At 45.8% G+C, this 8,947-nt stretch carries 9 protein-coding genes; 4 read left to right on the forward strand and 5 right to left on the reverse strand.

The genetic code is table 11. The features are described 5' to 3' along the window. The first annotated feature begins 134 nt into the window (after positions 1-134). The 4 genes from JSQ97_RS10040 to JSQ97_RS10055 all read left to right on the forward strand — a co-directional run bounded on the left by JSQ97_RS10040 (position 135) and on the right by JSQ97_RS10055 (position 5,328). Entirely contained in the window at positions 135-2,138 is a 2,004-nt protein-coding gene (locus tag JSQ97_RS10040; RefSeq protein ID WP_205075933.1) for a heavy metal translocating P-type ATPase, read from the forward strand. Between the two features lie 45 nt (positions 2,139-2,183). Beyond that, the gene (gene pth, locus JSQ97_RS10045; RefSeq protein ID WP_205075934.1) at positions 2,184-2,819 is read left to right on the forward strand and encodes an aminoacyl-tRNA hydrolase; all 636 of its coding nucleotides are present in this window, start codon (positions 2,184-2,186) and stop codon (positions 2,817-2,819) included. Between the two features lie 405 nt (positions 2,820-3,224). Next, positions 3,225-4,157, forward strand: coding sequence for a nucleoside triphosphate pyrophosphohydrolase (mazG, locus tag JSQ97_RS10050; RefSeq protein WP_205075935.1), 933 nt, complete (start codon positions 3,225-3,227; stop codon positions 4,155-4,157). Positions 4,158-4,287: 130 nt separating this feature from the next. Continuing rightward, positions 4,288-5,328 (forward strand): helix-turn-helix transcriptional regulator, encoded by a 1,041-nt coding sequence (locus JSQ97_RS10055; protein ID WP_205075936.1) that lies wholly within the window; start codon positions 4,288-4,290, stop codon positions 5,326-5,328. Positions 5,329-5,355: 27 nt separating this feature from the next. On the opposite strand, the gene JSQ97_RS10060 is transcribed toward JSQ97_RS10055, so the two are convergent. The 5 genes from JSQ97_RS10060 to JSQ97_RS10080 all read right to left on the reverse strand — a co-directional run. Further along, positions 5,356-5,640 carry a hypothetical protein gene (locus tag JSQ97_RS10060; RefSeq protein ID WP_205075937.1) on the reverse strand — a complete coding sequence of 95 codons (285 nt, stop codon included), beginning with the start codon at positions 5,638-5,640 and terminating at the stop codon, positions 5,356-5,358. 16 nt (positions 5,641-5,656) lie between these two features. Beyond that, complete coding sequence (locus JSQ97_RS10065; RefSeq protein WP_205075938.1) at positions 5,657-6,754, reverse strand: AAA family ATPase; 1,098 nt, start codon at positions 6,752-6,754, stop codon at positions 5,657-5,659. 59 nt (positions 6,755-6,813) lie between these two features. Next, on the reverse strand, positions 6,814-7,617 hold the full coding sequence (locus JSQ97_RS10070; RefSeq protein WP_205075939.1) for a hypothetical protein: 804 nt from the start codon (positions 7,615-7,617) through the stop codon (positions 6,814-6,816). Between the two features lie 378 nt (positions 7,618-7,995). After that, positions 7,996-8,523, reverse strand: coding sequence for an HNH endonuclease (locus JSQ97_RS10075; protein WP_205075940.1), 528 nt, complete (start codon positions 8,521-8,523; stop codon positions 7,996-7,998). Between the two features lie 98 nt (positions 8,524-8,621). After that, a partial coding sequence (locus JSQ97_RS10080) for a hypothetical protein (RefSeq protein WP_205075941.1) occupies positions 8,622-8,947 on the reverse strand: 326 nt, incomplete at its 5' end.

Raw genomic sequence — 8,947 nt, forward strand, 5'->3', positions numbered from 1 at the left:
AAATTGCGCCGCACTTCTTTCGTACGAGTTTGTTTTCAACAAACTCGGTTTATTGAACGTGTGCGCTCTCGCGCACGGCTAAAAACTTTTTCGGAAATTAATATTTCCTGCAAAAGTCTTTATTAGGAGGAGCTATGAGTCACGAATGTCACTGTCATGCATGCTGCAAAAGCGAACACGAACATGAGCATACACACGGACATGAACATGAAGAAGAGAGCGAATTAAGCGTCCGTGAAATCGTCATTGCGGCGGTGCTGTTCGCACTCGGTTTGATCGTCGAACACGCGCATCCTTTCAGGGCGATCGATGTTTCGCTCGGTAAATTCGCGTCGGCGGATGAACTCGTTTCAATCGTACTTTTACTCGCAGCATACCTCGTGTGCGGCAGGAGCGTCGTCATCGACGCGGTAAAAAATATTATCAAAGGAAATTTCTTCGATGAAAAATTCTTGATGAGTGTCGCGTCTCTCGGCGCCGTCGCAGTCGGTCAATATCCCGAAGCGGTCGGCGTCATGCTGCTCTATCAAATCGGGGAATACGCACAGGATAAAGCGGTCGACAAATCGCGCGATTCGATTCAATCGCTCATGGAGATCCGGCCGGACAAAGCATTCGTAAAACGCGGCGGTAAAATAATCGAAGTATCGCCCGACGATGTGAACGTCGGCGAAACCATACTCGTGAAGCCCGGAGAGCGCATTCCGATCGACGGCACGGTCGTGCAGGGAAAATCGTTTCTCGATACGTCCGCCCTTACCGGAGAAGCGGTGCCGCGCCGCGTATTCGTCGGAAGCGACGTTATGGCGGGCGCGATCAATACGGACAGCGTGATCGAAATCGAAACGACGAAGATCGCCGGAGAATCGGCCGCCGCGCGCATCATCGAACTGGTCGAAAAGGCGCAGGAAAAAAAGGCGAAATCGGAACGCTTTATCACACGGTTTTCAAAAGCGTATACGCCTATCGTGTGCGTAGCGGCGGTTTTGCTTGCGCTCATTCCGTCCCTCATCACGGGTGATGCGCACACGTGGGTGTACCGCGCGCTCATCTTTCTCGTCGTCTCCTGCCCCTGTGCGCTCGTCATATCGGTGCCGCTCGGATTTTTCAGCGGCATCGGAACGGCAAGCAAAAACGGCATCCTTATCAAAGGAAGCGAATGCGTCGAAACGCTTGCGCGCACCCGGACGGCGGTATTCGATAAAACGGGAACTTTAACAAAAGGCGTATTCGCCGTTACGGGAGTTCACCCGACGGACGAAGAGCGCATACCGGCGGACGAACTCATCGCAATCGCGGCGCATGCGGAAACCTATTCGAATCATCCGATATCGAATTCGATCAAAGCGGCGCATTCCGGAGCATGCTGCAATCTCGTAAAGATCGCCGATGCGGAAGAGATAAGCGGAGAGGGCATCAGCGTCGTCCTCGACGGAAAGCGCGTACTTGCCGGCAATATGAAACTCATGGAATCGCACGCGGTAGAAGGCATCGTTCCGTGCAGCTTAAACGATTTCGGAACAGTCGTACACGTCGCAGTGGACGGACTGTATGCGGGACACATCGTCATAGCCGATCAAACGAAAGACGACGCGGCTTTTGCCGTCAAAAAGCTTCGGAAGCTCGGCGTCAAAAAAATCGTCATGCTCACCGGCGACAACAGAGAAACGGCGGAAGAAGTCGCGTCCGAAATCGGAGTCGATACCGTTTTTTCGGAACTCCTTCCCCAAGATAAAGTCGATAAAGTGGAAGCGCTGCTTGCGGAGCTCGGCGAAAAACCGCGGCGTCCGACGCTCCTCTTTGCCGGCGACGGCATCAACGATGCACCGGTACTCGCGCGGGCCGACACGGGGATCGCGATGGGCGGACTCGGAAGCGATGCTGCGATAGAATCGGCGGACGCCGTCATCATGACCGACGAACCGGCAAAGATAGCGGACGCGATTTCGATTTCACGGAAAACCGTACGCATCGTCACCGAAAACATCGTCGTTTCGCTCATCGTAAAAATCGGCATCATGGCGCTCGGCGCCTTCGGTATCGCAAATATGTGGACTGCCGTTTTCGGCGATACTGGCGTAGCCCTCCTCGCCGTAGCGAATTCGATGCGCGTCATGCTGTGGAAAAAGCGAGGGTGATGAGGCCGATTTCCCACGCCGCCGTTTTTGTGCTATACTCCGTCTATGATTCGGCTTGTCGCTTTTCTCGGAAATTACGGGCGCACATACGAAAATACGCGCCACAACGCCGCGTGGCTTTTTGCGGATTCATTGCCCTTTGCACACCGCCTTTCGTGGCAGCATAAATTCAAAGGCGCTTTTTGTTCGCTCGATGCATCCCGCCTCGCTTCTTGGGCGGCCGAATATCAGCTCGGTACTTCAAACGCTCAAACCGCTTCCGATGCGATATATTTTTTAAAGCCCGAAACTTATATGAACGCGTCGGGCGAAAGCATCGGTGAACTCGCAAACTTTTACAAACTCACGGCGGATCACATACTCGTCGTGCACGATGAGCTTGAACTTCCGGCAGGCACGATCAGCTTAAAGAAAGGAGGCGGACTCGGCGGACACAACGGGCTCCGTTCGACAAAAGCCGTTTTAAATACGGCGGATTTTTGGCGATTCCGCTTCGGCATCGGGCGGCCGGATAATCCCGACGTGGCCGGCTACGTGCTCTCGCCTTTTACAAGCGACGAGCGCATAACGATGGCGCAAACGTTTAGCGCAGCGGCGATCCCGTTTACCGAAGCAATTCTTTCAAACGATCCGGCAAAACTCGTCGCGGCGTGGGGTAAGAAAAAAGTGTCCGCCGACTGACACGTGTGCCGGCGCGGTACCGCTCCGTACCCTCACCGGCAATACATTAATAGATTCAATTTCGAGTTTTCTAAAACTCGAAATTTTCCAACTGTTTCATGTATCTATGGATGGCGAGTTTTGAAAATAAATAAAATTATGCGAAGTTGCGACCGTATACCAGAACTGCTTGACGTGTGCGGGATGCGGCGTAACAGCGGGAGACACGCGTGCGACTTTGTGCGTTCAGCTTGCGCAAGTTTTGCTTTAAAAGCACAACCGGAGCGTAAGCGGGGATTCCGCTGTGAGAGCCGCGTTCACATGCGTCTACAAAGATTGTATGCCGGTCATTTTCGCCGAAAGCATATCTTTTGCTAATATTTTCAAAACTCGACATTTGACTTAATAATTGTTAAGGATTATACTATGAGCGATATACAAAACGATACAAGCGCAGACAAAACGGCTGCGGCGTACAAGCGGCTGTACGAAACGATACGAACGCTTCGCGCACCGGGCGGCTGTCCGTGGGACAGAGAGCAGACGCCGCTTACGATGCGGCGCGATCTGATCGAAGAGACTTTCGAAGCCGTGGACGCCGTTTCGACAGGGGATGCGGCGCATGCAAAAGAAGAGCTCGGAGACGTCATACTCAACGCATCGATGATCGCGTATATGTACGAACAGCAGAACGATTTTTCCGTCGCGGAAGCCTTGGATGAACTCACCGATAAATTGATACGGCGGCATCCGCACGTCTTCCCGCAGAGCGAAGGCATGTCGGAAGTGACGGAAAAAGTGACGACGGGCGAACAGGTTTTAAATCAATGGGACAGGATCAAAGAAAACGTCGAAGGAAGAAAGAGCGTGAAAACGATCCTCGACGAAGTGCCTGAAGGCTTTCCTCCGCTCCTGCGTGCGTATAAACTGCAAAAGAAAGCGGCAAAAAAAGGCTTCGATTGGCAATCGATCGAAAGCGTCGCGGCAAAAGTGTACGAAGAACTTGAAGAAGTGAAGGAAGCATCCCAAGCGCTGCAGGATGCAAAATCTGCGGGCGACACTTCCGGCTTGCAGGCGGCATCCGATGGACGCAATGCACCGCCCGCTCGCATGAGCCAGGCCGAACGCGCGGCGCTGCACCTCGAAGAAGAATTCGGCGATCTCCTCTTTGCCGTCGTCAATTATATGCGGCACTCAGGTGTCGATCCCGAAACCGCGATGGACAGAGCGAACCGCAAGTTTTACAGGCGCTTTGCGTATGTCGAAGAGCGGATGGCAAAAGCCGGCATTCCGATGGACGGCGATCACCTGCAAGACGAAGATGCGTTTTGGAACGCCGCGAAAAAATCCGGACTGTAGCAAAATGCAAATCCGACGGTAAAACGAAGTTCTCGCCGCAAGCACATCTTTATCAGCCGATACTTTCCGAACTCGCATTCGGCGATAAAAATCGAATGATCGCAATCGTTTTACGTGCTATACTGTACTTATGAGCAAAGCCCTTTCCGAAGAAGAAAAAAAACAAAGGCAGCTGACGCGCGATGAAAAAAAACTGCAAAAGGAACTCAATCCTGAACTTGACGAGCGCTGTTACGAAATTCTTCGCATACTGCGAGACGCGCCGAATCATCCGGATGTCAAATACAATTCAAAGTATTTTGAAAATCACTTTAAAGTTGCCAACATAACAATACTCAGAGCGATAAAAACCCTAAAGGACATGGACTTACTGGAAGAAAGGCAAGTTCACGGAAGCTACGTAATAAAAAAAGAAGTCGAACAGATTTACTCAAAAAAAACGCGGCAAAACCTCGCTTTAGTCGCCGGACTGAAAGGTTTGCTGCAGCAATACAAAAACACGCCCCTCTTCGACAGTGTTACAAAGCTGATTTATTTTCTTGAACCCAAGGTCGCAAAGGACGATACGGTTTTATCTTCCGCCCGCGTAATCGTTCCGCCTCAGATAGAATATGACGTTAATTTAAAAAACTGGGATAAGGTTTACGAAGCGATTCAAAAAAATCGCAAAATCAATTTCCGCTATACAAAATCATATACGGACACGAAAGCTCTCAGAATCGTACGGCCGTATCAACTTTTGTTGGATAACGGCTCCGTGTATCTTTTCGCTTACAGCGAATACGCCGACCTTGTGCTTTTATACGACTTAAACTTTATGACGGATATCGTCGTTACGGATGAAGCATTCGAACTTCCCGAAAAATACGACTTTTCTTACTATTGCGGCGGAGGACGGCTCGGAGCATACAAAGGCAATAAGATCGAAAAATATAAAATTAAATTTACCGGCTACGCAAAGGAGTGGATCAAACAACACAAGTGGGCGGACGATCAAAAATTCACGGAAGACGAGGACTCTACCGTGATCACATTTTCTTCAAGTCAGTACGACAAAATTTTCGAGCTGATCCTAAGCTGGGGAACTCAAGCCGAACCGCTTGCTCCCAAGCGCCTTGTCATCCGCTGGAAAAAAGAAATCGCCGCACTGTATGAAAAAACAAATGAGTAATCTCTGTGACCTTTTCATACGATTTTCCTAGATTGCAAAACCGATGCGTCTGTTATCGCCGTTTTCTTTTTCTTCTTGAATTTTACAAAGCTCGTCTACGATCAATTTCGATGAAATACCGCTTGAAGACATAAATCTTATTTTCCCCGACAATGCACCGAAGTCGCCGGGAGTAACCGTATCGTAGCGCAAAAGCTTTTTCGCAAGAACCGGATCAAAACCGTATGCGGGGAAAAATCGATTGAAAAGCTTTTCGATACCTTCTTTTTTAAGCGGTTTGAATTCCGTAAGAATGTGAAAACGACGCTGCATTGCAGGATCCATAATTCTACGGAGATTTGTCGTACAGATTACTATCCCGCCGAATTTCCTCCATTTGCGTTAAAAATTCGTTTACAAGCGTCCGCTCCCAGCTGTGTGCCGCATCCTGCCGATCCGAAAAAAAGGAATCGGCTTCATCGAACAAAAGAATATCGCTTCCTGCTTCCGCTTCGGCAAAGGCTTCCGCAATATTCCGTTCGCTTTGCCCTACATAGGGTCCCAGAATATCACTCGCTCTTTTGAGCAGGATTTTTTTATTAATTTTTTCGGCGATATGGCGCGCAAGTTCGGTTTTGCCGGTTCCGGAAAGCCCGTAAAAGAGCATCCTGATCCCGCTTTCTTCCGAATCGTTTTTTTCAGCAAAACTTTGCGCATTGATTACCATATCGACGATTTCGGAAGCCGGAATCGTCGTATTTAAAATCGAAAGGTCGTAGCTGCCTCTGACCCCTTCTCTCATTTTCTTTTTACCGAAAAGAAGCGCCGAATTCGATTCCAAAACTTTTTGAACGTCGCTGACGACCTGTTCTTCTTTGCCCGAAGATAAATCCATCCCCCGTACGGTCTTTACCACATTGTCGACCGACGCGCCCGTTACACGATATTTTCCGCAAAGTTCTACAAGCTCCGTATGAAGCTTGTCGCTCATCGCAAGCTTATTCAGCTTGGAATCGGCAATAGTGCGAAGCATGGTTTTGCTCATTTCCTTAAACCGAATCGAATACGTAAATCGGCGCAGTGTCGATTCGTCCAACAGCGACGTATAATTTAAAATCCAGATAACCTTATTTTCACTTTTTTCAAGCATCGTATTTACGGTACCTTTTTTACCGGACCCGGGATCGCTTCCCATAAACATTCCGAAAAAATTAATGCGTGTCGATAAAAGGCTTTCCGCTTCATCGACGATGATTACCGAATCCTTTTTTTTAAGCGAAAGCAGACAGTTCAAACGTCCGAGCGCATGTTTTTCAGAGTTATCGTTTCTGTCGGAAACTTCAAGCGCGTTTTTAAATATGTACGGAACAAGTCCTGCGCTTTTAACAAGAGCGCGGGCGTATTCGGTTTTGCCTGATCCGGGAGCACCGTACAGTAAAATATTCACAATTGTATTATTTTTTAAAAGACGCAGTGCCAATTCGCTTTCGTCTTTTTTTACCGAAATTATTTGGAATATAACCGGCCAATTTCATCGGCAATGAGCCGGTCTATTTTTCCGTGAAGCTTACTCCATTCTTCGCGAGTAAGACGTGCTTGAGGATGATACGTTCGTAAGGCGAAATCGATATTTTTTATATTGAAAATACACAATTGTGCTTCAGGGAACGGTTTAACTTTTTCTTTGGAAATTACATCAAAGATATGAATATCGGCAATTTTATCTTGAATTACACAATCATAATTCGGACCGGTCAGGAAAATCAGAATATTCGGTTTAAAAAAATTCAATTCATCTTTTATCAATAAAGACGATTCCTGTACGGCACTTACTTTATTAAAATATTTTTTCCCCGCCCCTCCTTTTAGGGTGGTAAGTTTTATAAGATTGTTCCACATAAAACCTGCGGACTTACCATACTTTTTTGCAGTCTCTTGAATCAAGTTCCGTAAGCGACGGTATTCCTTGTTAAACGGAGCTTTACGAATACCGCCTTTTTTAAATTCAGCATCATCTCCATTTAATAATTTCATATAGTCGGAATACAAATCGGAATAATCTTGCGGTTCGTGTCCGTCTTCATAAAAATTCATACTGTCGTCAGGATTATGCCAACGCAAGGCCTCCTGTCCGAAAATCATAACTTTAAGATCGGCATGTTCGTATTCAGGCAGAGGACTTAAAAACTGCGGACATAAGAGTTTTTCATCAGCTTTGTGTTGTTTATTCCATTCTTTTACAGCCTCAAAATTACGATTGGCATAAGCCGCATAATAGTCTGCAAAGAATTTTTCATAATCTTTTCCCATTTTCACAAACCTCCAAAATTTATTTTACGAAACTGTCTAAGATAAATTAAGCACTTTTTAAAATCTGTAATCCATAGTGCAGTACGCTCTTAACCTAACATACCTTCGGTTGATTTTATTATCCCCCCCCCCGATTTTTGTCAAGTCTTTTGACAAATCCTTTACCGAATAGAAAAAACTTTCACTCATAATGATGTAGCCTCTTGTTATATAAGTAACATGCATAGACTATCATTTTGTGATAGTGTGTAGAATTATTTAAGCGAATTCGTTTAGAAATTTCCTTTTACCGGTATGGATATAACTATTTTACTGTGCTTACAGGAAGTATATATGAGAGAAATACCCGCATTCTGAAAAAGCAAATTTTATCTGGTACTATATTTGATTGTGTTCTTTTTCAGTCAGCCAGATTAGGTTTTCAGGACGATTATCATATCCGTTATTATCGATATGGTGAATGACAGATCCATCCCCTTCGTATTCGTTTTTTCCTAAAAAAGCCATGGCTACTAACTTATATACAAGAGGATATCCGATTGAAATAAGTTTATGCAGTTCAGGATACTTTTTTTCGGGATCAATTACTAAATATCCGAAATCCGATCTGCCAGGATCTTCATCTTGATTTAGAAATTCGAAGTTGCCGTCATCTTTTAAATATTTTATACGCGCTTGATTACTTACAAATATTCTTTCCCAGCCTTTTTGCGATAATCTGACCCAGATTTCTCCGGGTAAATTTTCCACTTGACTGTTATATCGTTCGGAATGATATATTTTAAGTCTATGGGTTTCCCGTTCTATTTTATTTTGATCTTCTATCTCAGAACTTGACGGGCATAAATCTTTTAATTTTTCCACCGTATATTTTTTTCCGCCATAACCATAAATAATTTCTTCCATCACATATCCCCCTTGTTAATATTATTATATTCCCGGTCAGCCGATTTCGTCACCGATAAACCGCTTTGTTTTGTTGCAAACAATATTTTCGACAGCATTTATAGTTCATATTTCATAAACCAATAAGTTCCATCCATTTTTCGATTAGGATCGTATTTTCGTAATAAAGCTTCTTTTTCCGACCTTTCTTGTTCTTTCGTAATTTTTCCGTTTTCGAATTTTCGGTTTATTTCATCATATTTTATTTTTATCTCAACATTTGCAATAACGCGTTTTAAAATTCTGAGAATGGCTTGTATCCGCATGTCTATCAAATGCTCCGATATGCAAATATAATTGTCGGCAAACACAACATATCTTGAAGGTTCCCTATCCCAATTTTTGATTTTGCTCCTAAAAGGATCTCGAATAGTTCCTTCCGTTG

This window comes from Treponema sp. Marseille-Q4523, assembly GCF_016901105.1.
GTDB lineage: Bacteria > Spirochaetota > Spirochaetia > Treponematales > Treponemataceae > Treponema_D.